Source organism: Anaerotruncus sp. (genome assembly GCF_057433415.1).
In genome coordinates, this window is the sequence record NZ_DBMDHH010000002.1 from 121,537 (window position 1) to 146,434 (window position 24,898).

Consider the following 24,898-nt stretch of genomic DNA (forward strand, 5'->3'; position numbering starts at 1 on the left):
ATATCATAAAATTCCGAATATACAACCGTATATGCAATCTTTTCCGCAAAGAAAGGAGAAGGAAAAAGCCTGCTTTTCAGCAGGCTTTTTTGGTGAAGATTCCGGCTGCGGGCTAACTGATCTCGACGATCGAGATGTTCTCGACCGGGATGCTGGTCTCCTTGAGGATGATATCCTTCATCTGGGCCACCTGGTCCGCTTCGAGCCCCTCCGTCTTGACCACCACGTCGACGTTGTCGGTGTCGTAGTAGACCATGCAGTCCTCGAAGCCCTTGGCCTTGATGAGGTTTTCAATCTTGCCCTCCGTCTCGATCGACTTTGCGATCTCGGTGGCCTTGAGCGCCATCTCCGCCTTGATGTCCGGGTCGACGTCCGCGCTGGCCATCATATTCTTGAGGGTCTCGACCGACTCGTCGCGGGAGCGCTGGCGGGTGACCTTTGCCTCGGCAAAATAGGCCTCGCCGTCGATGTCGTCCACCGTCGGGTCGTTCGCGTCGACCAGCTGGGCGTCGCCGTAGTTCTTGTCATTGGCGAGCGCGCCGGTCGCGGTCAGGTCGCCGTCCGTCCTGGCGAACTGATAGTTGACGTAGACGGCCAGCCCGAGCCCTACCACCAGGGATGCCAGGATGATCTGTTTTTTGCCGATAATCATATTCATACGGGGGTTCCTCCTCTTTTGATAAACTGAACTTATGGCCATAAACTGCGGGCTGCCGCCGCAGGGTATGCACGAATCATTTGCTGAGCTTGGTGACGCACACCTTGTTGTAGGGGATTCCGAGCGCGGTGGTGACCACCTGCGTCACCCGTTCCTGCACCACCATGCTCCCCGCGCCCTCGCACACGATGACGACCCCCTGGATGGCGGGCTGCCGTTCGGTTTTGACGAGCGCCTCCTTTTTGCCGTTCCCGGCATCGACGACGATGTATTTCTGCTCGGTATTCTCCTGCTGGGTCTCCCGGGCCACCTCGTCGCCGTTATAGCTGTTGGTGCGGTTGACGTTCTGCGTCTCCTCCACCGCGTAGACATATTCGACGCCGCTTTCGGCCGTGACCATCACCTGGCACCGGCCCACCCCTTCGATGCTCCCCACGATCCCGGTGAGCCGATCCTCCAGCTGCGCCACATACTCCTGCGAGGTAAGCTGCCCCGCCCCGACGCTGGGATTCGGCTTGTTGGAGCCTCCGGTCTGGATCACCGTCGAAAGGAAGATCAGCGCCATGCCGGCTATCCCGACGAATAGTAGGGTGCGGCTGTGCTTTCCCTTGAAGACCGCGTCCAGCTTTTCCCGCAGTCCCGCGCCCAATCTGGTCCCATTCATGAGGTCACTCCTTTGTCGTCATATCCAATCAGTACCCTGACGCCGAGGCGTTCGGTCAATGCGGCGCGGATCTCGTCGTGCCGGGGCAGATAGCTGCGGTCGAGCTCCACCTCGCACTCACTAATAGATATGCCGCCCTGCCCGTCGTCATGTACATTTATGTAAATTTTGTTGTAGCTGACGCCCATGTCCCGCAGGGCGCGCATCGCCTCCAGCCGCACGCTTTCGGTCGCGCGTTCCTGCGCGCCCTCCTCCACCGCGCTCTCAAGCCGTCCGGCCTTTTCCTCGATCCGCCGCTGGACCGATTCCGGCGGCGTGAGCTCGACCGAGGCGGACGGCAGCACGACCGGCGAAAGCAGGCACCCGAGGAAAAAGACGCCGCAGGTAATGTTGAAGACCCGCTGCATGCTGGACTTCGGCAGGATGAGCTGCGCGAGCGCGCAGGCGATCGCCGCGGCGCAGATGCCGAACGCCCACTGCCTGACACTATCCAATATACGTTCCCTCCCCGCGAAAATATGACACGTCCCCGAAAACCCCGTCCTACACCCCGGTGGACACCATCATGACGAGCGAGGTCGAAATGACGATGAGCAGCGCGAAGCAGAGGATGACCGCGATGAGGATGCCCAGCGTGGCGGAGGAACTTTTGAGGATGCTCGCCACCGGCTTTACGCCGAGCATCTCGCTCACCGCCCCCGCGAGGTTCACGGTGAAATACCACAGCACCGTCTGCAGGAAGACGGGCAGGAAGGTCATCAGCGCGATCAGGATGCCGAACACGCCGACCGTCGCCTTGAGGAGCCTCAGGTACCCCTGCGTCGCGACGAAGGCGTCGGAGAGCGCGCCGCCCACCACCGGTACAAAGCTGCCAATCAGAAATTTCGCCGCCTTGGAGGCGACCGTGTCGCTGCCCGACGCAACCATCGTCTGGAGCGAGAGCAGCCCCACGAAGAGGGTGAGCAGCAGCCCCAGCGCCCACGACACCGCCGATTTGATCGCGCCCGCGACCGCCGACACGTCGACGCCGGGCGCGAGGTTCCCGACCACGCAGAAGGCGAGGTAGACCCCCATCAGCGGCACGAAGATTCCCGCCACCACCTGCGAGACCACCTGGCAGGCCATGAAGAGGAAGGCGGTGTAGGTGGTGGCGGTGACCGCCTGCCCCCCGACTGTGACAATCGATGAAAAGATCGGGATGAACGCAAGGACGAAGTTGGAGTAGTCGCGGATAGCCGCGGCGGTCGTCGTGATGCAGTCGATGATCGGCGAGACGATCGACGCCGCCACGCACACCACCGCCACCGCCGCGAAGACGGTCGACAGCGTCCCCTCCCAGAGGGAGGTCTTGAGCCCGTCGAGCATGGCGCAGAGCAGCACCGTGCCGAGCACCGCGCCGAAGACGGTCAGCGGCAGGCGGATGCGCTCCTTCACGAGCCCCCAGATCTCCCGGAAGAACGCCTCGGGCGAGAGAGCGAGCAGCTCCTTGTAGTCGATGCCGTGCAGCCCGGTGCGCTCCATCAGATCCTGCGCGTCGTCCGGCAGTTCGCCGAGCAGCTCGTCCGCGCCCACCGCGTCGAGTTCCCGGCTCAGGTCGTAATCCCCCTCCCCCGCGCCTGCGTAGCCCCACGCCTCCGCCGCGTCGCCGGGCCTGTCCCAGGTGACCAGCTCCACCGCGAAGGCGCCCGTCCCGCAGAGGCCGGCCAAAAACAGCGCCGCGAAAAACCCCACAAGCCGCCGCATCATCCCGCACCCCCGATCAGGCCGCCCGCGATGCCGAGGATCTTTTCAAAGAGCGGCAAACTGACGAGCAGCACCGACAGCTTGCCCGCCGTCTCCACCTTGGAGGCGATCGCCGTCTCCCCGAGGTCGCGGCAGGCGTCGCAGGCGATCTGGGTGATGAAGCAGAGCCCCAGCGCCTTGAAGAGAATCTGCACGTATTCCGCCTTGGCGCCCGTCGCCTCGAAAAGGGACCGGATCCGCTCGAAAAGCGGCAGCGCGGAGGTGATGATCATCCCGAGGATCAGAACGCCCGCCGTCAGCGAAAGCAGCAGGGAGTACTCGGGGTTTTTCTGCTTGAGCACCGTGCCGAGCGCGACCGCGACGATCGCCAGCCCGGTAATCGTCATCATATTCATGTCAGTAGAGCCCAAAGACGCTCTTGACCGTCTCGAACAGCGTGTTGATCTGCACGATGATCATCATCAGCACGACGATCAGCCCCGCAAGGGTGGTCATCATCGCCTGTTCCTCCCGCCCCGAGCGGATCAGCACCTGGTTGAGGACCGCCACAATGATCCCGATCGCCGCGATTTTAAAGATCAAATCCACATCCATAATCTTTCATCGTCCTTTCCCGCCAAACTTGTCCTTTGCATTATAGATATGCCTGTCCCTCCCGGTTCAGAACTCTTTTTTCCGGATGCTTCCCCGGCCCCCGCAGGCGGCCTGTTTTCGCAGTACAGGCATCAAATGAAAAAGACCACCACAAAGGCTCCCGCCAAAAGGCCCATCGTGCGGTAGAGCTTGCCGTGGGATTCGCACCGTTCCCGCGCCGCGGCCAGCTGCATGGCGAGCAGCGCCTTCGCGTGGGAAAGGCTCGAGAGCTGCCCGTCGAGGTCGCACTGCCCGAGGGTGTCGGCCAGCGCCTCGACGATCGCGGCGTCCTCCCGGGTGAGGCTCCCGCCCTGCTTTGCCACCGCTTCCCGCCACGCCTGCGGAAAGGGCGTTCCCTTCCGACAGAGGGCAGCGCAGGCGGGCAGGAAGGGCGCCTCCTGCGCCGATTCCCGCTCCTCCAGCCGCGCGACGGCCTCGTCGGGAGGCGCCAGGCTGTAGGAAAGCTCCCCCTCCATCCCCGTCAGCAGGGCGATGCAGCCCTCCAGCTCCCGTACACGGCGGGAAAGCGCCTGCGCCATCGAAATTCCGATCGAGGTGGTGCAGGCGACCACCAGCAGCATTCCGCAAACCTTCAATATCATCAGCATGGCGCCGGCACCTCCCTGATCTCCCGGATTTTCGAGGGGCTTTCCGCGCCCTCCAGCAGCACGAGCTTTTGGAACGCGCCCGTCTCCAACAGCCGCCTGGCCTGCGGCTTGCGCAGAAATTCCTCGTAGTCGGCGGCGTGCAGCGAGGTCACGACCGCCACGCCGCTGTTGGCGGCGGCGGCCACCGCCTCCACCTCGCCGTCGGTGCAGATCTCGTCGCAGACGATCACCTGCGGGGAGAGGTAGCGCACCGCGATCTGCAGCCCCTTCGCCTTCGGGTAGCCGGAAAGCAGGTCGCAGCAGGGCCCCAGCTCGCTCTGTACGACGCCGCCCGAGGCCGCGCCGATCTCCCCGCTTTCGTCGACGACGCACACCTTAAGGTAGCCGCCGGGGGAACCGGAGGAGAGCTGGCGCGCCGTGTCGCGCAGCAGCGTCGTCTTGCCGCTGGCGGGCGGCCCGACAATGAGCACGCCGCACGGCCTGTCCCAGAAGCAGCCCCGCACGAGCGGGTCCGCCGCCCCGTAGATCTCCCGCGCGACGCGCAGGTTGATCGAGGTGATGTCCCGCACGGCGGTCACCTTCCCCTCCTCGGCCACGGCTGTCGCCGCGATGCCCGCGCGGTGTCCGCCGCGTACCGAGAGGTAGCCGTCGCACAGCTCCCGCTGGTGGCTGTGTACCGCCCAGCCGCACAGCGTCACAAAGGAGTCCTGCATGTCCGCCTTGGTCAGGAGAAAGGCGTTCAGCGCGGGCCGGTCGGAGACCCCGCCGTTTTCATCCACAAAGAGCACCTTGGCCGACGCCATCAGCCCGAGGGGCTTTCCCGTCCGCAAACGGATTTCCGTCACCTCCGCCGCGATCTGCGCGGGGACCCGCGAAAGCACCCGCCGCACCCGTTCCCCAAGGGTCGCCGCCGCGGAGAGGTAGCGTTCGTCTTCCTTCATTTCATCACGTCCTTTTCCAGTCTTCCCTCCTATCTTATTAGCCCGTCCGCTTTTTTAGAACCGGAGACCGGACAGGCGCAAAAGGGCCGCCCGCGGATTTCTCCGCGGGCGGCCTAATAAAATCCTGATTCCGTTTCGGGGGAAGGTCAGGCCTTCTCCCCGTGCCTGCTGTTAAAATACATGTAGACCTGGCATTTGATCATGCCATTATAGAGCTTGCGGCGGCGGACCGCCTCCCGCCCGAAGACCCCCTCGAAATCGTCGTGCGGGCTGATGATGTAATAGCCGAGGTCGTCACGCTGCGGGAAAACCTGCCCCATCGTGCGGCAGATCTCCTCCGCCTCGGAGGCCGCGAGCAGCCGCTCCCCGTAGGGCGGGTTGGTGATGAGGACCCCCCTGCGCCCCTCGGGAATCTCGGGCGCAAAATCCTTGATGTCCGCCTGCCGGACATGGATGCGCCCGGCGACTCCCGCCTTCGCGGCGTTTTCCCGCGTCAGGCGCACCGCCTCGGGATCGATGTCGCTGGCGAACGCCTCGAAGACCGCGTCGCGTCGCACCTGCGCCGAAGCCTCCCGGCGCACCTCGTCGAAGACGCCGTTCTGGAAGCACTTCCAGCTCTGCGCCGCGAACCGCCTCCGGATGCCCGGCGCGATGTTGAGCGCCTTGAGCGCCGCCTCGATCACGATGGTGCCGGAGCCGCACATCGGGTCGTAGACGAGGGAATCCCCCCGCACCCGCGCGAGGTCGACGATGCCGGCCGCGATCGTCTCCTTGATGGGCGCCTCGTTCGCGTTGGCGCGGTAGCCGCGCTTGTGGAGCCCCGCGCCCGTCGTATCGAGCAGCAGCGTCACCGTATCCTTGAGGATGGAAAACTGCACCTGGTAGATCGCGCCCGTCTCGGCGAAAATCTCCTTGTGGTAGACGTTTTCAAACCGCCGCACGATCGCGCGCTTGATGATCGACTGGCAGTCGGACATGCTGAACAGCTTGGAATTCCGCGACCAGCCCTTCACCGGGAACTGGTCGTCCACCCCGATGAAGTCCTCCCACGGCAGCGCGGCCGTCCCGTCGAAAAGCTCGGTGAACGTCTCGGCGCGGAACTTCCCGATCACGATCCCCACCCGTTCGGCGGTGCGCAGCCAGATGTTCGCCTTGGCGACCATCGCGAGGTTCCCCTCAAAGGTCACCCGCCCGTCCGAGACGGTGATGTTTTCCCCGCCGAGCTTTTTGACCTCGAAGGAGAGCACGCTCTCAAGCCCAAAGAGGCAGGGGCAGGTAATCGTCACTTTTTTATCCATGGTGGTCCTTTCCGGCCGCGCGCCATCCATTTGCGCGGGGATTCTTTTTACATTCTTATAATAGGATTATAGCATAAATCCACAAAAGAAAAAAGACACATCTCGGCAGAAAGGGACGGCCCGCTTTCGCGGGCCGTCCCTGCGCTCTAAAAGAGCAGTTTCTCGTAGATCTCGGCGATATGCTCCTCCATGAACGCCCGGATCTTCTCCGGGATATCCGCGCCGCCGAACCGCAGGTCGTAATGCAGGTCGGCGTTTTTGCCGGTCAGCGCCGACAGGGTGTCGGCGGCGACCTGCGCGGGGGATTCGCCTCCCGAGAAGGAGACGGACAGGATCCGCTCCATCCCCGCCATCTTGAGCGGGAAAAACGGGCAGCCGTAACGAACGGAAAAGTCGCACAGCCGCATTCCCTCGTGGACGAACGGCTCGCTGTCCCGGTAGGGACTCAGCGCGCAGGCGAGCGCCGCCGGTTCGTTGCCGGAAAGCGGCAGGACTTTGAGGTTCCACGCGTCCGAGTGCAGCGTGTCGGAATAGATCACCGTTATGCCGGTGGAGGCATCGACACAGCTGACCGCAAGGTCGCACACCGCGGGCGCGCGGAACATCCCCATCCGATCCAGCTGCCGGAGTCCCAGCTGCGGCGTCTGCGACGCCGAAAACAGGGTCATCAGCTCTTCGAGCTCCTCCGGCCCCGCCCCGCGCGACCACAGCAGCGACGGAACCGCCGCCAGCGAGGTCGCCGAGAGCATATCGACCGCAACGGAGCGCTTTAGCAGCTCGTCGACAAAGACGTTTGCCGCCGCCGCGCCCGCGCCGCTGCCGGAAAACGCGACACCGATTTTCATGGCAGACCTCCTCAGTCAGAGATACTGCCATCCCCAGCGGCAAAACCACCGCACAGCCGGGATGACAACGTCCGCGCCCCGCCCGTGGGGCGGCGCACCGGACACTACCATTCTATGCTGTGCGGCTGCTGCTGCCACTGCCCTGCCGGTCCTAATCGAACGGCCGGTATTCCGCCATGACGGCAAGCGCCGCGCGGATACCGTCCACCGCCGCGCTCATGATGCCGCCCGCGTAGCCCGCGCCCTCCGCGCAGGGATAGACCCCCCCGGCCCCCGGCGCCTGGTAATCCTCCCCGCGCAGGATGCGCACGGGCGAGGAGGTCCGCGTCTCGATGCCGGTGAGCAGTGCGCCGGGCGCGTCGAAGCCGGGCAGCTTTTTCCCGAAGGCGCGCAGCCCCGTTTCGAGCATTGACGAGACGAACCCCGGCAGGAGTTCGTGAAAGTCGCAGGGCGTCACCCCGCGCGCGTAGGTCGGCTGCACCCGCGCGGCGTCGAGCCCCGCCTTCCCCGCGAAAAAGTGCCCGATGTCCTGCGCGGGCGCGCGGTAGCCGCCGCCCCCGGCGGCGTAGGCGCGCCGTTCCAGCTCCCGCTGGAACGCGGCCCCGCCCAGCGGCCCGCCGCCGTAGTCGGCGGGCGTGACCGAGACGGCCACCGCCGCGTTGGCGTTCTTCCCGTCGCGCGCGTGGTAGCTCATCCCGTTGGTGACCGTCATCCCCTCCTCCGACGCGGCGGGCACGACCACGCCGCCCGGGCACATGCAGAAGGTGTAGACGCCGCGCTCCCCCACCCGGTGGGAAAGCTGATACTCTCCCGGCGGCAGCGCGGGGTGTCCCGCGTGATCGCCGTAGAGCCCCCGGTCGATCTCCGCCTGGAGGTGTTCGATCCGCACGCCGACCGAAAAGGGCTTGGCTTCCATCGCAAAACCGCGCCGCAGGAGCATCTCAAAGGTGTCCCGCGCGCTGTGTCCCGCCGCGAGCAACAGCACGTCGGCGGGAATCTCCCCGGCGGAGGTGCGCGCGCCGCGCAGCCGTCCGCCCGTCACCACAAGGTCGGTCAGCGCGGTGTCAAACCGCACCTCCCCGCCGAGCGAGCAGATTTCCGCGCGCAGGTTTTTGACGACCTCGCGCAGCCGGTCGGTACCGATGTGGGGCTTCGCCCGGTAGAGGATCTCCGCCGGCGCGCCGAACCGCACGAACTCCCGGAGCACCCAGCCGCATTTCGGGTCGCCGATGCGGGTGGTCAGCTTGCCGTCCGAGAAGGTCCCGGCGCCCCCCTCCCCGAACTGCACGTTCGTTCCGGGGTCGAGGGTCCCCTCCCTCCAGAACCGCTCGACCGCCGCGACCCGCCGGTCCATCTCCCCGCCTCGCTCGAGGATGACCGGCCGGTAGCCGTTCTGCGCGAGCAGCAGCCCGGCGAACATCCCGGCGGGTCCGAAGCCTACAACCACCGGACGGTGTTCCAGCGTCCGCGTCCCGCGGGGGATCTCGAGCGGCTCCTCCCGCCGCAGGGAGACCCGTCGGTCGGCGCAGCGGGAGGCGGCGGCCTCCTCCTCCGCGGGGGTCCCGAGCGTGAGCGCCACGGTGTGCACAAAGTGGATGTCGTCCCGCTTGCGCGCGTCGAGCGACGTTTTGACGATGCAGGCGTCCGCCGCCCGCACGCCCAGCAGCGAGGCCGCGCGGGAAAGCGCGGCCTCCGCGGGTTCCTCCAGCGAGGTCGTGATCGAATGGACGATGATCGGCATAAGTCCTCCTCCGCAAAAAACGAGGGCGTCCGGCAGGCCGGGCGCCCTCGGGATGGTTTGTCTATCGCTCCCTGATGTTGACGAGCACGGTGTAGTCGCCGCTCGCCCACGCCAGCCCCTTGCCCGGCGCAGAGATCCGCACCGGCATGGTATACGGTCCGGGCGAGGAGACGTCCTTGGTGGACATGTCGACCTCCGCGACCAGATCGGACCCCGAAAGCGTCGCCATCACATCCGCGTCCCCGATGATGTGCACCCCCGAAATGCTCGGGGACTCCACCGTGACGCTGTAGTTGACCGGGACGTTGGTGACCCGGATGTTGTCGCCAGGAATCGTATAGTTGCCTTCGAGCATGTCGGCGGTCTTGATCGTCACAATGACCGTGTCGACCCCCGAGAGGTTGGTGAACCCGGAGGGCAAAAAGCCCTTCACATCAAAGGAGAAAAAGTTGCTGTCGATGGTGATCTCGTTAATGTTGATGAACCCCATGTCGAGCTGGCTGTAGGCGTCGATCAGCTCCTCCGGCCCGGCGACCAGCAGGGATGCGACGGAGTATTCATCCTCCAGCCAGTCGATCGGGAAGCCCGACGGGACGTTCAGATATTCGACGCTGACCGGCAGTTCCTTCTGCTTGAGCACCGGGATGGTCACATCCGCCGTTTCGGCGCTCATCGTCAGCAGACTGCTGTCGAGCTCGTTGCCCTCGGCGTCGTAGAGGACGATCTGGCCGGTGCGGGTCTTGCTGGAGGTGATCGGCGCGTCAAAGCTGATCGAAACGACGCATTTGTCGATCCGTCCGACGTCGGTTTCCGGGCCCGAGATCGTGATCTCCCGCGGGCTGACCTTCGTCTGTCCGCGGACGTAGTCCTCGGGCGTCTGGAGCCCTTCGATGTCGGTGGCGACCTGGAAGGTCTTCTGCGCCTGGCGGTCCACCCGCACGCGCACGGTGGTGGGGCTGATCGCGTCGGTCTGCGCGAGGGTGAAGCCCTTGCCGAATTTATCCCCCGCGCTGTAGTTGCCCGTCTTGCCGCCCGAGAGGACGACGTCGAAGCTGCCCGGTGCGGTGATTCCGGAGAGGTCCGCGCGGATGTCCACATCCGCGGGCTTTACCGCGCCGACGACGGGGCGCGCGCCCTCGATGCGCACGTCGACCGTTTCGATCTCGCTGTCGACGATGCGCAGGTTGAGCGCGGCGAGCGCGTCCACCTGGTCGGCGGTGATGGTGACCGGAACGTTGCGGATGGTCTGAACCTTATCCGGCTCGACGTAGTAGACGATCACCAGCCAGATGATGACCGACGTCACCAGAGAAAGGATCATGAGCAGCCTCCGGTTGTCCAGGAGGCGTCCAAAGTTAAACTTCATTCGTATCTTCCCCCTCGGGGCTCTTCTTCCCCCGCTTGCGGTCAAAACGCTTGTCGGAAGGCTCGGCGGCGGCTTTTTCGGGGGTGAGCTCCGCTTCCAGATATTCCCGCAGGCGCGCGGTGGAAAGCCCCCGTTCCAGCTTGCCGTTGCGGCAGACGGTGATGAAGCCGGTCTCCTCCGACACGACCACGACGATCGCGTCGCTCATTTCGCTCATGCCGAGCGCCGCGCGGTGGCGGGTGCCCAATTCGCGGCTGATCTCCTGGTTATCGGAGAGCGGCAGAAAACAGCCCGCGGCGTGGAGCCTTCCCTCGCGGACGATCATCGCGCCGTCATGCAGCGGCGAGTTGGGGAAAAAGATGTTTCCGATCAGTTCGGGCGTGGGGTCGGCGTCGACGACCGTGCCCGTCTTGATGATGTCGCCGAGCTTGGTCTTCTGCTCGATGACGACGAGCGCGCCGATCTTCTGGCGCGAGAGGGAGGAGGCCTCCTCCACCAGGGCGTTGATGAACTTCACCCATTTGGCGCGCGTCTCCTGTTCGCTCATCCCGCCTGAAAAGACCTGCAGCTTGCCGATGCGGGAACGCCCGACCTGTTCGAGCGCGCGCCGCAGCTCCGGCTGGAAGACGATCACGAGCGCCAAGACGCCGATCTGCAAAATATTCTTTGTAATGAACTGCATGGCTTTCATCTCGAGCGCCTGCGCGAGCAGGTAGAGCAGCAGCAGCATCGCGATGCCCTTGACAAGCTGCGCGGCGCGCGTCTCGCGCACCAGCTTGATGCCCTGGTAGATCAAAAAGGCCATGACAAGGATGTCCAGCGCGTCTTTCCACTCAAACGTGCTGAACGTTCTGACAATGTTGTACCAGAGCTCGGCCATACATTCATTCCCCTTCGACGTTCGGACGATGCGGCCGGAAACCATTCCGGCCGCATAAATCCCTTTTTATATTTTATCACATATCCACAGCAAATCAATCTTTTTTTTGGCGCATGGCGCGGTTGGCTTTATTTCTCATATGCGATCTTCCGGACCGCCTGCGCGAACTGTCTTCCCTGGTCGGGCGTGTTGAAGGCGCCGACGCTCAGGCGCACCGTCCCGCCGTGGTTGGTCCCGAATTTTTTGTGCGCGAGCGGCGCGCAGTGCAGCCCGCCGCGGACCGCGAACCCCATTTCGTTGAGCTTCGCGGTCGTCTCCTCCGAGCCGAGGCCGTCGATGTTGAAGCTGAATACCGGCAGGTTTTTGCCGTGCTGGGGGGCGGGCGTGTAAAGGCGGACGCCCTTCACCCCGCAGAGCTCCTCGTAAACGCACCGGGCCACCCCGCTCTCAAACCCGGCGATCCGCTCCATTCCGCTCTGGCGGATAAAGTCGATCCCCGCGCCCATGCCGAGGATGCCCACCGTGTTGAGGGTGCCCGCCTCGAAGCGGTCGGGCATGAAATCGGGCTGCAGGTAATCGTAGGAGACGCTGCCCGTCCCGCCCTCCGCGAGCGGCCGCAGGCGCTTGCCGCACGAGGTGATGAGCAGCCCGGTCCCGGTGGGACCGTAAAGCCCCTTGTGCCCGGCCGTGCAGAGGAAATCGATCTGCATCCCCTTGACGTCGATCGGCTCGATCCCGGCCGTCTGGGCGGCGTCGACCGCGAAGTAGAGCCCATACTGCCGTGCGAGCTGCGCCAGCCGCGCGATCGGCAGCTTGACGCCGAACACGTTGGAGCCGTGCGTGACGATGATCGCGCGGGTGTTCGGCCGGATGCAGGAGCGGAAGGCGTTCACCGTCTCCTCGTCGTCCGAAAAGGTCTCCGCGACCGTGTAGGTGATGATCCCCTGCACCGTGAGCGCGTGGACCGGCCGCAGGACCGCGTTGTGCTCGAGGTCGGAGATGATGACGTGGTCGCCCGGCTTGAAAAGCCCCTTGACGACCGTGTTGACCGCGTAGGTGCAGTTCTGGGTGAAGACGACGTCCTCCACGTCCGCCGCGCCGAAAAATTCCGCGGCCTTCGAGCGCACCTCGAACACCTGTTTGGCGGTCTCGGCCGACAGGTCGTGCCCGCTGCGTCCCGGGTTGGCGCCGTAACGCATCAGCGCCGTATCCACGGCGTCCTTGACGGAAGCGGGTTTGGGGAAGGTGGTGGCCGCGTTGTCGAAATAGATCATCCGGTCACCCTCCCCGCTGGATTTCCGAGACCTTGATCCCCGCCGCGCTCAGGATTCCGGCGGCGGCGGCCACGTCGCCGCGGATTTTGAGCCCGTACCCGCAGCCCTGTCTGCTGTTGGGCGCGGTGTTGCGCTCCACATAGGCGGAAATCCCATTCTGTTCCAAGAGCTTCTGGCCCTTCATCGCGCTGGTGACGGAACGGACCACCAGCACGGCCTGATCTATATTTGTCATAAGCATCGTTCTCCCTGCTATGAAATCATGGATGCGGACGCGCCGCATTGCCGACTGTGTATTCCCGCCTGCGCGGGCAAAAGAAAATACAGCGGTACAGTCCGCGCGTCAAAACGCGTGCAGGTACCGCTGTATCATCATATGCAGGAACGCCCCGGAAAGTCAGCGCCTCATCAGCAGGCAGACCGCGTGGGCGCTGACGCCCTCCCCGCTCCCGGTGAAGCCCATATGCTCCTCGGTGGTGGCCTTGACGTTCACATCCTCCGCCGGGACCCCGCAGGCGTCGGCCAGCCGCCGCCGCATCTGCGGGATGTATGGCGCGAGCTTCGGGGCCTGCGCGACGACCGTCGCGTCCACGTTGCCGATCTTCCAGCCCCGCTGCTCGGCCATCGCGCGCACCCGCCCGAGCAGCGCGACCGAATCCGCGCCCTCATAGGCCGGATCGCTGTCGGGGAACTGCGCCCCGATATCTCCGAGCGCGAGCGCGCCGAGGACCGCGTCCATCACCGCGTGGGCGAGCACGTCCGCGTCCGAATGCCCGAGCAATCCCTTTTCCCAGGGGATCTCCACCCCGCCGATCACCAGCCTGCGTCCTTCCGCGAGCCGGTGCGTGTCGTAGCCGTGCCCGATTCTCATGCCGCTCATATGCGTTCCCCCTCCGCCGCCTCCACCATCGCCGTCGCGACCACGAGGTCGACCGGCGTCGTGATTTTGATGTTGTCGTAGTCCCCGCGCGCGAGATAGACCGGGTACCCCGCCGCCTCGAGCATCTGGCAGTCGTCGGTATAGTCCATCCCCGTTTCCTCCGCCCTCCGCGCCGCCAGCCGGTAGCGCTCGAGCTCGAACACCTGTGGCGTCTGCACCGCGAACAGGGTGCTGCGGTCGGGCGTCGAAAGGATCCGCCGGTTTTCATCCGCGACCTTGACGGTGTCGGTCACCGGCACGGCCGCCGCCGCCGCGCCGTAGCGGACGGCGTCGATCACCGCGTCCGCGATGACCTGCTGGTTCACAAGCGGGCGCGCGCCGTCGTGGACCGCCACGTACTGCGTCTCGTACCCGACGGCCTCGACGCCGTTTTGGACCGACTGCTGGCGGGTCTGGCCGCCGGCGACCACCGAACGCACCTTCGGGACCCCCCAGGCGCGGATCAGGGCGTGCATCGTCGGGATATCCTGCGCGCGGGCGACCACGATGATCTCGTCGATCCAGTCGCTGTCGGAAAAGGCGAGCATTGTGCGCACGACGACCGGGACCCCGCAGATCTCCTCAAACTGCTTGTCGATCCCCTGCATGCGCGAGGCAGCCCCCGCCGCGGCGATGACCGCCGCAACGCGGGGCTTTTCCAGTTTCCGGTTAAAGAGCATGTCCGCCACCCCCTTTTTTCATGATAGCGCCCGGGGAAGAAAAATTTGCGCGAATTTTGATACGCCCGCGCGCCCGTCCCGGCGGCGGGGCCAATCCTGTCCTATTATAGCAAATCCGCGCGCGGAAAAAAAGGCCCCCGGAAGCGCAGGCGCTTCCGGGGGCCTTTTTCTTTCAGATCAGATGCTGATCGCGTCCGCGATGTCGTAGAGGTGGCGGTTGAATTCCTTCTTCATGCTGAGGGCCTCGAGGATTTCGTAGTCGACGATCTTGTTCTCGTGGCAGACGACCACGCGGTTGCCGATGCCCTTTTCAAGCAGCTCGACCGCATGGTAGCCCATCTCGCTGGCGAGCACGCGCTCGCGGGCGGTCGGGGCGCCGCCGCGCTGCACATGGCCAAGCACCGTGGCGCGGGACTCGACGCCGGTGCGCGCCTCGATCTCCTCGGCGATGTCGTGGACCGTACCGACGCCGTCCGAGCTGGTCACGCCCTCGGCGACGATGACGATGAAGTGCTTTTTGCCGGTGCGCAGGGTGCGCTGCATCTTCTCGACGATCGCGTCGATCGAGAAGGGCACCTCGGGCACGAGGATGGAAACCGCGCCGCAGGCGATGCCGGCGTGCAGGGCGATGTCGCCGCAGCGGCGGCCCATGACCTCGACGATCGAGCAGCGGTCGTGGGATTGGGAGGTGTCGCGCAGCTTATCGACCATGTCCATGACGGTGTTGACCGCCGTGTCGAAGCCGATCGTATAGTCGCTCGAAGCGATGTCATTGTCGATCGTGCCGGGCAGGCCGATGCAGGGGATCCCCTTGAGGGAGAGGTCGCGCGCGCCGCGGAAGGAGCCGTCGCCGCCGATGACGACCAGCCCGTCGATGCCCGCCTGGAGGCAGGCCTCCTTGCCGCGCTCCACGCCCTTGTCGTCGCGGAACTCGGGGCAGCGCGCCGAATAGAGCATCGTGCCGCCGCGGTGGAGCGTGTCGCTGACGCTGCGCAGGTTCATCTCAAACATATCGTGGGCAAGCAGCCCGCTGTAGCCGCGGCGGATGCCGATCACCCGCATGTTCTTATGAAGGGCGGCCCTGACGACGGCGCGGATCGCCGAGTTCATGCCGGGGGCGTCACCGCCGCTGGTCAATACGCCAATCGCTTTCTGCTTGTTTTCCATATCCTCGCATCCTCCGTCTGCGGAAAATCCGCGTTCTAATCTTACTTATGCCCGATTATCGGCATTTTACCGAAATAATTATAGAAGATTCGTCCCTTTTGTGCAAGCGATTTGATTCAACCTGATTAATTTTTATCATAGTACTGGATAATTTCAAAGAAAACCCGCGAAATTTATTGTTTATATACGACGTTTTCCGCGCCGAGCAGCTTCTTGAGCTCCCGCTCGAGCACGGGGTTGTAATCTACCCATAGGGCGTGCGCGGCCACGTTGTATTTCCCCGTGTCCTTGAAATAGAAGTACACGGCGTCCCGGCCGGTCCCGCCGTTTTCGGGCGAAAAGATCGAAAGCAGGTTTTTCACCCGGTCGTAGACGGGCGCCGACGCGCTGTCGATGCGCAGGTAGGCCCCGGCGTTTTTGCTGCGGGGCGCGGCGGGCCGTGCGGGCGCCTGCGGCGCCCGTTCGCGGCGCGGCGCGCCGGAATAGCGGCCCGCCCCCGCGGGCGAACCCTCGGGCAGCGGCTCGCCGGGCGAGGCGGCGGCCTCGCAGATCAGCTTGGCGTCCTCCTCCTCGCGCATCGACACCCTGCCGCGCACAATGACGACGCTGCCCTCCGCGAACTTGTGGGAATACTGCGTGAGCACCTTCGGGAACACCAGCATCTCGATGCTGCCGCTCGTGTCCTCGAGCATGACGAACGCCATCATCTCCCCGCCGCGGGTCGATTTGAGCCGCTTGGAGGAGACGATCGCCGCCACGCGCACCGACGCGCCGTCGGCGATATGGCTCCCCCGCTCCTCGGCGTTCGAAATGTCGGCGATCAGCGTGCAGTGCTCCTGCTCGATCATCTCGGCAAAGCGCGCCATTGGATGGCCGCTGATATAGAGTCCCGTCGTCTCCTTCTCCATCGCAAGCAGCTCGGAGGGCTCATATTCCTCCACACGCGGAAGCTGGTGGGCGGATTTGATCCCCACGTCGGGGTTGTCGAAGAGGTTGATCTGGCCGGAAATATTGCGCTTGGCGGCCGCGTCGATGTCGTCGAGGATCGCCTCAAGACCCTCCAGCATGCTGTGGCGGTTCTTGCAGGCGCAGTCGAGCGCGCCCGATTTGATGAGGCTTTCGACCGCGCGCTTGTTCGTCTCCTTGCCGTACATCCGCTCGCAGAAGTCGGAGAAGTCGAGGAAGGGGCCGTTCTCCTCCCGCTCGGCGATGAGCTCGCGGATGCAGCCCCGGCCGATGTTCTTGACCGCGAGCAGGCCGAAACGGATCGCGTCCCCGCTCACCGTGAAGCCCTCGCCGCTGATGTTGACGTCGGGGGGCAGCACCTTGATGCCCATGCGGCCGCACTCGCCGATATACTCGATGACCTTGTCGGTGTTGTCGAGCACGCTCGTGAGCAGCGCCGCCATGAACTCGCGCGGATAGTGGCATTTGAGGTAGGCCGTCTGGTAGGAGACGAAGGCGTAGGCCGCCGCATGGGATTTGTTGAAGGCGTAGGAGGCGAACGAGCTCATCTCGTCGAAGATCTCGTTCGCGGTCTGGCGGGGCACACCGTTGGCCTGCGCGCCCGAAACGAAGACCTCCCGCTCCTTCTCCATCACATCGTGCTTCTTCTTGGACATCGCGCGGCGCACGAGGTCGGCGCGCCCGTAGGAGTAGCCGCCGAGCGCGCGGCAGATCTGCATGACCTGCTCCTGGTAGACGATGCACCCGTAAGTCACGTCGAGAATCGGCTTGAGGAGCGGGTGCTTGTAGGTGACGAGCCCGGGGTTGTGGCGGTTGCGGATGTAGGTGGGGATCGACTCCATCGGCCCGGGGCGGTAGAGGGAGATGACCGCGATCAAATCCTCGATCGACTCGGGGCCGAGCTGGGCGATCACGTTGCGCATGCCCGCGGACTCGAACTGGAAGACGCCGACGCACTGCCCCTTGGTGAGCATCGCGAAGGTGTCGGGATCGTCGAGCGGGATGCTGTCCGCGCGAAAGCCGGGACTGCGTTTGGCGGCCTCCTTCTCGGCGTAGCTGATGACCGTCAGCGTGCGAAGGCCGAGGAAGTCCATCTTGAGCAGCCCGAGCTCCTCAAGCGTCGTCATCGTGAACTGGGTGACCGGCATCGTCTCCTCCGCCTTGTAGAGCGGCACGTAGCTGTCCACCGGGTCGCGGGTGATGACGACGCCCGCCGCGTGGGTCGAGGCGTGGCGGGGCATCCCCTCGATCTTGCGCGCCATGTCGAGCAGCTCGGCCACCTTGGGGTCGCTCTCGCGCATCTGCTTGAGGTCCGCCGAGACCGAAAGCGCCCGGTCGAGCGTCATCTTCAGCTCGTTCGGCACGAGCTTGGCGATCGCGTCCACCTGCTGGTAGGGGACGCCGAGCACCCGCCCCACGTCGCGGATGGCCGCGCGCGCGGCCATCGTCCCGAAGGTGATGATCTGCGCGACATGGTCCGCGCCGTACTTGCGCACGACGTAGTCGATGACCTCCTGCCGCCGCTCGTAACAGAAATCGATGTCGAAGTCGGGCATGCTGACCCGCTCGGGGTTCAAAAACCGCTCGAAGAGCAGGTTGTAGCGGATGGGATCGATGCCGGTGATGCCGATGCAGTAGGCGGCGAGGCTTCCCGCGCCCGAACCGCGGCCCGGCCCCACCGGGATGCCGACCGATTTCGCGTAGTTGATGAAGTCGAAGACGATGAGGTAGTAGTCGACGTACCCCATCTTGATGATCACGTCCAGCTCGTACTCCAGCCGTTCCGCGACGGCCGGGTCGGGCTGATCGCCGTAGTGGCGGCGCAGGCCCTCGTAGCAGAGGCGCTTGAAGTAGGAGAGGTTGTCCTCCCCGCCCGGCGCGACGAAGAGCGGGAGCTTGGTATTGCCGAACTCGAACTCGACGTTGCACATCTCCGCGATTTTGAGGGTGTTGTCGAGCGCGCCGGGGTAGTTCTGGAAGAGCGCGGCCATCTCGTCACGGCTCTTGACGTAGAATTCCTCCGTCTCAAATTCGAGGTCGCCCGGCTCGTCCACCGTGGTGTTTGTCTGGATGCAGATCAGCACGCTCTGCATCCTGGCGTCCGCCCTCTCGATGTAGTGGGCGTCGTTGGTGGCGACGAGGCCGATGCCCGTCTCCTTGGAGAGCCGCAGCAGGTCGGGCAGGATCTGCTCCTGAAGCCGGATGCCGTGGTTCTGGATCTCGATATAGTAATTTCCCTCGCCGAAGACGTTTTGGTACCAGAGCGCCGTCTCCTTCGCGCGGTCATAATCCCCCGCGGCGAGCATCCGGGGAATCTCCCCCGCGAGGCAGGCCGACAGACAGACGAGCCCCTCGTGATACTCCTCGAGCAGGTCGTGATCGACGCGCGGCTTGGAGTAGAAGCCCTCGACGAACCCGGCGGACACCATCTTGATCAGGTTCTGGTAGCCGGTGTTATTTTTGCAGAGCAGCACGAGATGGTAGGGGGAGGAATCGACCTTGTGCTGCTTATCGAAGCGGGTGCGCGGCGCGACATAGACCTCGCACCCGATGATCGGCTTGACGCCCGCCTTTTTGGCGGCCTTGTAAAAGTCGATCGCGCCGAACATCACGCCGTGGTCGGTGATCGCCACGGACGACTGCCCGAGCGCCTTGACCCGCTCGACCAGCCGCTCGATCCGGCAGGCGCCGTCGAGCAGGCTGTATTCGGTATGTACGTGCAGATGCGCAAAATCGGCCATTTCCGTTCCCCCTTTGCCCGTTCCTCTTACGCCCTATCCGAGCCGCACGGCCGTGCCCGACACGGTCACCATGAGCATGCCGTTGTTCGCGCCGAGCACCTCGTAATCCACGTCAATCCCGACGACCGCGTCGGCCCCGAGCGCCCGCGCGCGCTCCTCCAGCTCCCGCATCGCTTCCTCCCGCGCCCGGAGCAGCTCCTCCTCATAGGTCCCCGAACGGCCGCCGAAGAAGTTGGAGAGCCCGGCGGTGAAGTCCTTGATGAAATCGACGCCCGCGATCACCTCGCCGAACACGACGCCTTGATATTCCGTAATATGCTTCCCTTCCACCGAAGGGGTCGTCGTCAGAATCATGCCTGTTCCTCCCTGTGCTCTTTCCTTCGAAGCTCCGCGGCGTATTCGGATATCCGCCGCAGGCGGTGGTTGACGCCCGACCGGGAGATCGGGCTCGTAAGCGCCTTGCCCAGCTCCCGCAGGGACATGTCCGGATTTTGCAGCCGCAGCCGCGCGAGCTCCCGCAGCTCCTCGTCGAGCGAACCGATGCCTCCCGACGCTTCGATCAGCCGGATGTCCTCGATCTGGGAGAGCGCCGCGTTGACCGTCTTGGAGATGTTGGCCGTCTCGCAGTTGGTGGCGCGGTTGACCCGGTTGCGGAGCTCCTTGACGATCTTGACCTCCATCAGTTCGAGCGACGACTTGGGCGCGCCGAGGTAGGTCAGCAGGTCCTCGATGTTTTCGCTCTCCTTGTAGTAGAGCAGGTAGTCGTTGCGGCGGACGGTGCGCTTGGGCGGCGCGAGATATTCCGCGAGCAGCGCCGCGAGGTCGTCCGCGAGCGGCTGGTGCTGGGTCGCGAATTCGACGCGGTAGCCCTTTTCCGGGTCGGACACCGCGCCGCACGCCAGAAACGCCCCGCTCAAAAAGGCGGCGGCCTCCTCCTCGGGGACATGCGCGAAGTCGATGCGGCGGGGGTCCTCCCCCGCCCTGCACCCGAAACGGGAGAGCACGGCGACCCGGTCGGAGAGGCTGTCCACCGTCACGAGGTAGACGCTCCGGCGGTCCTTGCGCTTGACCTCCCGCAGGGTGATGCTCCCGCCGAGGCCCACCAGGTCGGAGATGCTGTCCGCGTAGAGCCGCGCGACGAATTTGTGCTCGGTGTGCAGCGAGATCTCCTCCGGCCCGAACGCGCGTCCGAACAGCAAAAGGCCGTAGGCGAGCGCCCACCTGCGGCGCTGGCGAAACGGCCTGTTATTGCAGATTTCACTTTTGATGCGGTAGGCGAACGACATGGCTACTCCTTGCGCTTGGCGATATCCCGGTGGGTCACGGTGCTGCGCACCTTCTGTTCCTGCATGTGCTCCTCCAGAAGCTGCGCGAAGACCACCGAGCGGTGCTTCCCGCCCGTGCAGCCGACCGCGATGGTCAGCTGGGTCTTCCCCTCGTCCCGGTAGAGGGGCAGCAGGTAGTCGACGAGGTCGAACAGCTTGGGGATCAGCTTCCGCGCCTGCTCCCATTTGAGGACGTACTCCCGCACCGGCGCATCGAGGCCGGTCAGGCTCTTGAGTTCGGGCACGTAGAAGGGGTTCGGCAGGCAGCGCACGTCAAAGACGAGGTCCGCCTCCTTGGGCAGGCCGTATTTGAAGCCGAAGGACATGCAGTTGACGAGCATCGCCTGGTTTTTGTCGTCGAGGAAGATGCCGACCACCTTTTCCCGCAGCTGGTTGACCGAGAGGTAGGTGGTGTCGATCACATAGTCGGCGCACTCCCGCAGCCGGGAGAGCAGCCGCCGTTCCTCCGCGATGGCCTCCTCGATCGAGGTGTTTTCGTCGTCCATCAGCGGGTGGGTGCGGCGGGTCTCCTTATACCGCTGGATGAGCGTCGCGTCCTCGCAGTCGAGGAAGAGGGTCTGAAACCCGCTCGACGCCTCCAGAAACTCCTCGATTCCCTCGAAGATGTCCCCGAAAATTTCCCGGCTGCGCGCGTCGATGACGAGCGCGACCTTATCCACCTTATCCTCCGCCTGGAGGCACAGGTCGGTGAAGGATTTGACCATCTTGGGCGGGAGGTTGTCGACGCAGTAGTAGCCGATATCCTCCATCGCCGCGATCGCGCGGGATTTTCCCGAACCGGACATGCCGGTGATGATTACAAATTCCATAGGCTTCCTTTTCCGCCCGCCTGGCGGGCGCTCTCAGAGCAGTTTGATTTCACATTCGAGCGTATAGCCGGTCTTCTCCAGCACTTCCTTTTGGACCAGTTCGACGAGCGCGAGCACGTCGCGGCAGGTGGCGTTGTCGTAGTTGATGACGAAGCCCGCGTGCTTTTCGCTGACCATCGCGCCGCCCACCCGGCGGCCCTTGAGCCCGCACCGGTCGATGAGCGCCGACGCGTAGGAGCCGGCCGGACGCTTGAAGGTGCTGCCGCCGCTCGGGTATTCGAGCGGCTGCTTCTGCTTCCGGCGCTCCATGAGATCGTCCATTTTGGCACGGATGGCGGCGGGGTCGCCCTTTTGGAGCCGGAAAGCCGCGCCGGTGATGAGATGCCCGGGACGGCCGGTAAACCAGCTGTGCCGGTAGGAGAGCTCCAGCTCCGCGGCGCCGAGGACGCGTTCCCCGCCCTCTGGCGTGAGACAGCGGACGCTTTCAAGCACATCCTTCATCTCGCCGCCGTAGGCGCCCGCGTTCATATAGACCGCGCCGCCCACGCTGCCGGGGATGCCGTAGGCGAATTCCAGCCCCGACAGCCCCCGCTGCCACGCGAAGACGCAGAGCGCCGTCAGGCTCGCGCCCGCGGGGCAGAAGATCGTCTCCGGGCCTTGCATCCCGGGCTTCGCGGCCTGCTCGTCGAAGGAGAGCACCGCGCCCCGGATCCCCTCGTCCGAGACGAGCAGGTCGGATCCCCTGCCGATGATCGTGAGCGCAACGCCCAGCTCCCCCGCCCGCCGCATAACCTTCGCGGCCGTCTCAGCGTCCGCCGGGCGGACCAGCAGGTCGGCCGGCCCCCCGATTTTAAACGACGTGTGCCTGGACATCGGTTCGTCCGCATGGCAGGCGCACCCGATCGATTCGCAGTACGCCCGCAGCTCGTGTATCCCGCTCATGAAGCCTCCTGGAAAATCATTTGTATTGTTTGCCGAGCAGCGCCGCGCCGATGATGCCCGCGTCGTTGCCGAGCTTCGCCTTGATGATCTGCGAACAGTTGTTGGGGTCGTGGTTGAAGGTCTGCGGATAGGCGCGCTCCCGCATCGGGCCGAAGAGGGTCTCCCCCTCCTTGCTGATGCCGCCGCCAATGACAACCGCCTGCGGCTGGAAGAGGTTGATGATGCCGCTGACCGCGTAGGCGAGGTAGTCGATATACTGGTCGACAACCGCCTTGCCCGCCTCGTCGCCCGCGCGCATCGCATCGAACGCGGTGCGGCCGCTCACCTTGTCGAGGCTGCCCTCCGCGAGCTCCCACATCTTGGATTTCGCGTTGAGCTGCATGGACTCGCGGGTGATGCGGATGAGCCCCGTCACCGCGCAGTAGGACTCGATGCAGCCGCGCCGGCCGCAGGTGCAGGGCACGCCCTGGTAGACCATGCCGATGTGCCCAAGCTCCGCGCCCTTGTAATTGAATCCCGACTGGATTTTTCCGTCGATGATGATGCCGCCGCCCACGCCGGTGCCCAGCGTGATCAGGATGACCGAGTCGAGCCCCTTGGCCGCACCGGCCATCAGTTCCCCGTAAGCGGCGGCGTTGGCGTCGTTTTCGACATAGACCTTCTTGCCGAGCCGTTCCGCGACGAGCATTCCCAGCGGGGTGTCGTGGAAGCCGAGGTTCGCCGCGAGTCCCACCATGCCCGTTTCGGGGTTCACGGTGCCGGGCGTCCCGACGCCCACCCACGCGACCTCGTCGAAGGTGACGCCCGCGTTTTCGACCGCCCGGCGCGCGGTCGCCGCCATGTCGTCCGCGATCTCCTCCGCCGGATGGAACGCCTTGGTCTTTTCATTGGCACGGCCGACGATCCGGTAGTCCTCGTCCACCACGCCGACGGCGATGTTGGTGCCGCCGAGGTCGATTCCCACGTAATAACTCATCGTATGCTCTCCCTTTCCTCTTGATGTCCTCCTGGTGGCTTTATATCAGCGGACGCCCGCTCTTTTCCCGCGCGAGCGCCAGAAAGCGCCCGTAGTCGGCGTTCATGACAAGCTCCTCCGGGAAGCCGATCTCCTCCAGCATCTCGACGGCCGCGCCGACATTGCCGATCTGGGTGAAAAAGTGCGCGTCCGAGCTGCACACCACCCGCACCCCGTATTTTTTGCAGCTCTCCGCGATCCTGCGGCAGTTTTCCGCCGAACCGGGCCTGCATTCAAAGGAGTGGGCGTTGATTTCGACGATCTTGCCGTTTTCGGCGAACGCCTTTACGACGGCGTCCACGTCGAAGCGGTAGCGCTCGTCCCCCGCGTGGCCGATCACGTCGACGAGGGGATTCTTCGCGACCGCGAGCCAGCCGGCGGTGTGCTCCTCCTCGGTGGCGGGCGCGAGGCAGTTGATGTGGTAGGAGGCGATCACCCAGTCGAGCCGCGCGAGCTTGCGGTCGGGCAGGTCGAGGCCCCCCTCGTAATCGATGATGTTCGTCTCCGCGCCCTTGAGGACGACGACCCCCTCCATCAGGTCGGGGATCACGTTGGGCAGGTTGCTGAAAAACATCCCGCCCGGCGCGCCCTCCATCGCCGGGCAGTGCTCGGTGACGCAGAGAAATCGGATCCCGCTGCGCGCGGCGTACCGCACGTTCTCATAGAGGGTGCTGAACGCGTGGTCGCACGCAACGGTATGGCTGTGGGTTTCCGCGATGATCTGCATGCAGTCAGGTTCCTTTCCGGATTAGAAATCTCCCCAGTCGGTGGGGTTGCCGCCGTCCGGCTCGACCATGCCGAGCTTTTCGAGCAGCTCCTGGGCGGCGTTGTAGCCCATGCGCTTCTGGCGGTTGTTCATCGCCGCGACTTCGATGATGATGGCGAGGTTGCGCCCCGGCTTCACCGGGATGGTCAGCGACGGGATCTGCACGCCGAGCACCTCGGTGTATTCGTCGTTCATGCCCATCCGGTCGTACACCTTGGCGGCGTCCCACTGTTCGAGCTGAACGATCATGTTGATCTTCTCGGTCATCTTGACCGCGCCGATGCCGAAGAGGCGGCGGGCGTTGATGATGCCCACGCCGCGCAGCTCCATGAAGTGGCGGATATTTTCGGGCGAGGAGCCGACGAGGCTCTTGGCGGAGACGCGCCGGATCTCCACCGCGTCATCCGCGATGAGGCGGTGGCCGCGCTTGACGAGCTCAATGGCCGTCTCGCTCTTGCCGACGCCGCTCTCCCCGAGCAGCAGGATGCCCTCGCCGTAGACCTCGACAAGCACGCCGTGGCGGGTGACGCGGGGGGCGAGCTCGACGTTGAGCTCCCCGATGAGCCCCGCCATGAAGGCGGAGGTGCCGTCCGCGGTGCGCAGCAGCGGGACCTTGTATTTCTGCGCGGCGGAACGCATCCGGTCGGTCACCTCGATGTTCCGGGTGATGACGACCGCGGAGGGCTGGCTTGCAAAGTAGTCGTCCACGCGGCGGGTGCGCTCCTCCTCGTCGAACTGGTCGAGGAAGGCAAACTCGCTCTTTCCGAGGATCTGCATCCGCTGGTGGTCGAAATAATCAAAAAAGCCGGACAGCTGCAGCCCCGGCCGGTTGACCTCGGGCGTGGAGATGGAGATCCCGGCGGCGTCTTCGGGAAGATAGACCACCTCAAGAGATC

At 64.7% G+C, this 24,898-nt stretch carries 26 protein-coding genes; all 26 read right to left on the reverse strand.

The window, feature by feature from the left end; translation table 11 throughout:
* Positions 1–112 precede the first annotated feature (112 nt).
* A complete protein-coding gene (locus ACZO3G_RS01335) occupies positions 113–658 on the reverse strand; it encodes a SpoIIIAH-like family protein (RefSeq protein WP_158595510.1) in 546 nt (181 codons plus the stop codon).
* A 76-nt stretch (positions 659–734) separates the two neighbouring features.
* On the reverse strand, positions 735–1,322 hold the full coding sequence (locus ACZO3G_RS01340; protein ID WP_146021703.1) for a hypothetical protein: 588 nt from the start codon (positions 1,320–1,322) through the stop codon (positions 735–737).
* A complete protein-coding gene (locus tag ACZO3G_RS01345) occupies positions 1,319–1,816 on the reverse strand; it encodes a hypothetical protein (RefSeq protein WP_276871921.1) in 498 nt (165 codons plus the stop codon). Before ACZO3G_RS01345 ends, ACZO3G_RS01340 begins: the two co-directional genes overlap by 4 nt.
* A gap of 49 nt (positions 1,817–1,865) precedes the next feature.
* Positions 1,866–3,065 (reverse strand): stage III sporulation protein AE, encoded by a 1,200-nt coding sequence (locus tag ACZO3G_RS01350; RefSeq protein WP_277138411.1) that lies wholly within the window; start codon positions 3,063–3,065, stop codon positions 1,866–1,868.
* The gene (locus ACZO3G_RS01355) at positions 3,065–3,460 is read right to left on the reverse strand and encodes a SpoIIIAC/SpoIIIAD family protein (RefSeq protein WP_101550777.1); all 396 of its coding nucleotides are present in this window, start codon (positions 3,458–3,460) and stop codon (positions 3,065–3,067) included. Before ACZO3G_RS01355 ends, ACZO3G_RS01350 begins: the two co-directional genes overlap by 1 nt.
* A 1-nt stretch (position 3,461) precedes the next feature.
* A complete protein-coding gene (gene spoIIIAC, locus ACZO3G_RS01360) occupies positions 3,462–3,659 on the reverse strand; it encodes a stage III sporulation protein AC (protein WP_006875388.1) in 198 nt (65 codons plus the stop codon).
* A gap of 131 nt (positions 3,660–3,790) precedes the next feature.
* On the reverse strand, positions 3,791–4,306 hold the full coding sequence (locus ACZO3G_RS01365; RefSeq protein WP_276873018.1) for a stage III sporulation protein AB: 516 nt from the start codon (positions 4,304–4,306) through the stop codon (positions 3,791–3,793).
* Positions 4,300–5,247 carry an ATPase, T2SS/T4P/T4SS family gene (locus ACZO3G_RS01370; RefSeq protein WP_276873020.1) on the reverse strand — a complete coding sequence of 316 codons (948 nt, stop codon included), beginning with the start codon at positions 5,245–5,247 and terminating at the stop codon, positions 4,300–4,302. The genes ACZO3G_RS01365 and ACZO3G_RS01370 overlap by 7 nt, the downstream gene beginning before the upstream one ends.
* Positions 5,248–5,393: 146 nt before the next feature.
* Positions 5,394–6,545 carry a THUMP domain-containing class I SAM-dependent RNA methyltransferase gene (locus ACZO3G_RS01375; RefSeq protein WP_101550783.1) on the reverse strand — a complete coding sequence of 384 codons (1,152 nt, stop codon included), beginning with the start codon at positions 6,543–6,545 and terminating at the stop codon, positions 5,394–5,396.
* Between the two features lie 146 nt (positions 6,546–6,691).
* Complete coding sequence (locus ACZO3G_RS01380; RefSeq protein WP_101550785.1) at positions 6,692–7,390, reverse strand: hypothetical protein; 699 nt, start codon at positions 7,388–7,390, stop codon at positions 6,692–6,694.
* Between the two features lie 151 nt (positions 7,391–7,541).
* Positions 7,542–9,131 (reverse strand): NAD(P)/FAD-dependent oxidoreductase, encoded by a 1,590-nt coding sequence (locus ACZO3G_RS01385; protein WP_276873023.1) that lies wholly within the window; start codon positions 9,129–9,131, stop codon positions 7,542–7,544.
* Between the two features lie 61 nt (positions 9,132–9,192).
* Positions 9,193–10,497 (reverse strand): CdaR family protein, encoded by a 1,305-nt coding sequence (locus tag ACZO3G_RS01390; RefSeq protein WP_276873025.1) that lies wholly within the window; start codon positions 10,495–10,497, stop codon positions 9,193–9,195.
* Complete coding sequence (gene cdaA, locus ACZO3G_RS01395; RefSeq protein ID WP_242970832.1) at positions 10,487–11,377, reverse strand: diadenylate cyclase CdaA; 891 nt, start codon at positions 11,375–11,377, stop codon at positions 10,487–10,489. Before cdaA ends, ACZO3G_RS01390 begins: the two co-directional genes overlap by 11 nt.
* A 128-nt stretch (positions 11,378–11,505) precedes the next feature.
* Complete coding sequence (locus ACZO3G_RS01400) at positions 11,506–12,651, reverse strand: aminotransferase class V-fold PLP-dependent enzyme (protein WP_276873027.1); 1,146 nt, start codon at positions 12,649–12,651, stop codon at positions 11,506–11,508.
* Between the two features lie 4 nt (positions 12,652–12,655).
* Positions 12,656–12,886 (reverse strand): putative Se/S carrier-like protein, encoded by a 231-nt coding sequence (locus tag ACZO3G_RS01405; protein WP_158595512.1) that lies wholly within the window; start codon positions 12,884–12,886, stop codon positions 12,656–12,658.
* 162 nt (positions 12,887–13,048) lie between these two features.
* Positions 13,049–13,531: a 2-C-methyl-D-erythritol 2,4-cyclodiphosphate synthase gene (gene ispF / locus ACZO3G_RS01410; protein ID WP_347295265.1), complete on the reverse strand. Its 483-nt coding sequence runs from the start codon at positions 13,529–13,531 to the stop codon at positions 13,049–13,051.
* Positions 13,528–14,250, reverse strand: coding sequence for a 2-C-methyl-D-erythritol 4-phosphate cytidylyltransferase (gene ispD, locus ACZO3G_RS01415; protein ID WP_101550798.1), 723 nt, complete (start codon positions 14,248–14,250; stop codon positions 13,528–13,530). The genes ispF and ispD overlap by 4 nt, the downstream gene beginning before the upstream one ends.
* Before the next feature lie 177 nt (positions 14,251–14,427).
* Positions 14,428–15,417, reverse strand: a complete 990-nt coding sequence (pfkA, locus tag ACZO3G_RS01420; protein WP_101550799.1) for a 6-phosphofructokinase — start codon at positions 15,415–15,417, stop codon at positions 14,428–14,430.
* 173 nt (positions 15,418–15,590) lie between these two features.
* The gene (locus ACZO3G_RS01425) at positions 15,591–19,124 is read right to left on the reverse strand and encodes a DNA polymerase III subunit alpha (RefSeq protein WP_277138410.1); all 3,534 of its coding nucleotides are present in this window, start codon (positions 19,122–19,124) and stop codon (positions 15,591–15,593) included.
* A gap of 33 nt (positions 19,125–19,157) precedes the next feature.
* Positions 19,158–19,478 (reverse strand): putative heavy metal-binding protein, encoded by a 321-nt coding sequence (locus tag ACZO3G_RS01430; protein WP_101550803.1) that lies wholly within the window; start codon positions 19,476–19,478, stop codon positions 19,158–19,160.
* Positions 19,475–20,410, reverse strand: a complete 936-nt coding sequence (whiA, locus tag ACZO3G_RS01435; protein WP_101550805.1) for a DNA-binding protein WhiA — start codon at positions 20,408–20,410, stop codon at positions 19,475–19,477. Before whiA ends, ACZO3G_RS01430 begins: the two co-directional genes overlap by 4 nt.
* Before the next feature lie 2 nt (positions 20,411–20,412).
* On the reverse strand, positions 20,413–21,279 hold the full coding sequence (rapZ, locus tag ACZO3G_RS01440; RefSeq protein WP_276874324.1) for an RNase adapter RapZ: 867 nt from the start codon (positions 21,277–21,279) through the stop codon (positions 20,413–20,415).
* Positions 21,280–21,312: 33 nt separating this feature from the next.
* A complete protein-coding gene (gene murB / locus ACZO3G_RS01445) occupies positions 21,313–22,221 on the reverse strand; it encodes a UDP-N-acetylmuramate dehydrogenase (RefSeq protein ID WP_101550809.1) in 909 nt (302 codons plus the stop codon).
* A gap of 16 nt (positions 22,222–22,237) precedes the next feature.
* On the reverse strand, positions 22,238–23,197 hold the full coding sequence (locus tag ACZO3G_RS01450; RefSeq protein ID WP_101550812.1) for an ROK family protein: 960 nt from the start codon (positions 23,195–23,197) through the stop codon (positions 22,238–22,240).
* Positions 23,198–23,237: 40 nt separating this feature from the next.
* A complete protein-coding gene (locus tag ACZO3G_RS01455; protein ID WP_101550814.1) occupies positions 23,238–23,963 on the reverse strand; it encodes a phosphatase in 726 nt (241 codons plus the stop codon).
* A 21-nt stretch (positions 23,964–23,984) separates the two neighbouring features.
* Positions 23,985–24,898 (reverse strand): HPr(Ser) kinase/phosphatase (hprK, locus tag ACZO3G_RS01460; protein WP_486846711.1); only part of this gene is annotated, 914 nt, incomplete at its 5' end.

What these genes read in the sequence shown, in the direction of transcription:
- ACZO3G_RS01425 (WP_277138410.1), bottom strand. Translation starts at nt 19,124, where the DNA reads ATGGCCGATTTTGCGCATCTGCACGTACATACCGAATACAGCCTGCTC.
- whiA (WP_101550805.1), bottom strand. Translation starts at nt 20,410, where the DNA reads ATGTCGTTCGCCTACCGCATCAAAAGTGAAATCTGCAATAACAGGCCG.
- ACZO3G_RS01385 (WP_276873023.1), bottom strand. Translation starts at nt 9,131, where the DNA reads ATGCCGATCATCGTCCATTCGATCACGACCTCGCTGGAGGAACCCGCG.
- ACZO3G_RS01365 (WP_276873018.1), bottom strand. Translation starts at nt 4,306, where the DNA reads ATGCTGATGATATTGAAGGTTTGCGGAATGCTGCTGGTGGTCGCCTGC.
- rapZ (WP_276874324.1), bottom strand. Translation starts at nt 21,279, where the DNA reads ATGGAATTTGTAATCATCACCGGCATGTCCGGTTCGGGAAAATCCCGC.
- ACZO3G_RS01350 (WP_277138411.1), bottom strand. Translation starts at nt 3,065, where the DNA reads ATGCGGCGGCTTGTGGGGTTTTTCGCGGCGCTGTTTTTGGCCGGCCTC.
- ACZO3G_RS01335 (WP_158595510.1), bottom strand. Translation starts at nt 658, where the DNA reads ATGAATATGATTATCGGCAAAAAACAGATCATCCTGGCATCCCTGGTG.
- ACZO3G_RS01340 (WP_146021703.1), bottom strand. Translation starts at nt 1,322, where the DNA reads ATGAATGGGACCAGATTGGGCGCGGGACTGCGGGAAAAGCTGGACGCG.
- pfkA (WP_101550799.1), bottom strand. Translation starts at nt 15,417, where the DNA reads ATGGAAAACAAGCAGAAAGCGATTGGCGTATTGACCAGCGGCGGTGAC.
- ACZO3G_RS01390 (WP_276873025.1), bottom strand. Translation starts at nt 10,497, where the DNA reads ATGAAGTTTAACTTTGGACGCCTCCTGGACAACCGGAGGCTGCTCATG.
- ACZO3G_RS01430 (WP_101550803.1), bottom strand. Translation starts at nt 19,478, where the DNA reads ATGATTCTGACGACGACCCCTTCGGTGGAAGGGAAGCATATTACGGAA.
- spoIIIAC (WP_006875388.1), bottom strand. Translation starts at nt 3,659, where the DNA reads ATGGATGTGGATTTGATCTTTAAAATCGCGGCGATCGGGATCATTGTG.
- ACZO3G_RS01450 (WP_101550812.1), bottom strand. Translation starts at nt 23,197, where the DNA reads ATGAGTTATTACGTGGGAATCGACCTCGGCGGCACCAACATCGCCGTC.
- ispD (WP_101550798.1), bottom strand. Translation starts at nt 14,250, where the DNA reads ATGCTCTTTAACCGGAAACTGGAAAAGCCCCGCGTTGCGGCGGTCATC.
- ispF (WP_347295265.1), bottom strand. Translation starts at nt 13,531, where the DNA reads ATGAGCGGCATGAGAATCGGGCACGGCTACGACACGCACCGGCTCGCG.
- ACZO3G_RS01380 (WP_101550785.1), bottom strand. Translation starts at nt 7,390, where the DNA reads ATGAAAATCGGTGTCGCGTTTTCCGGCAGCGGCGCGGGCGCGGCGGCG.
- ACZO3G_RS01355 (WP_101550777.1), bottom strand. Translation starts at nt 3,460, where the DNA reads ATGAATATGATGACGATTACCGGGCTGGCGATCGTCGCGGTCGCGCTC.
- ACZO3G_RS01370 (WP_276873020.1), bottom strand. Translation starts at nt 5,247, where the DNA reads ATGAAGGAAGACGAACGCTACCTCTCCGCGGCGGCGACCCTTGGGGAA.
- ACZO3G_RS01455 (WP_101550814.1), bottom strand. Translation starts at nt 23,963, where the DNA reads ATGCAGATCATCGCGGAAACCCACAGCCATACCGTTGCGTGCGACCAC.
- cdaA (WP_242970832.1), bottom strand. Translation starts at nt 11,377, where the DNA reads ATGGCCGAGCTCTGGTACAACATTGTCAGAACGTTCAGCACGTTTGAG.
- ACZO3G_RS01405 (WP_158595512.1), bottom strand. Translation starts at nt 12,886, where the DNA reads ATGACAAATATAGATCAGGCCGTGCTGGTGGTCCGTTCCGTCACCAGC.
- murB (WP_101550809.1), bottom strand. Translation starts at nt 22,221, where the DNA reads ATGAGCGGGATACACGAGCTGCGGGCGTACTGCGAATCGATCGGGTGC.
- ACZO3G_RS01400 (WP_276873027.1), bottom strand. Translation starts at nt 12,651, where the DNA reads ATGATCTATTTCGACAACGCGGCCACCACCTTCCCCAAACCCGCTTCC.
- ACZO3G_RS01375 (WP_101550783.1), bottom strand. Translation starts at nt 6,545, where the DNA reads ATGGATAAAAAAGTGACGATTACCTGCCCCTGCCTCTTTGGGCTTGAG.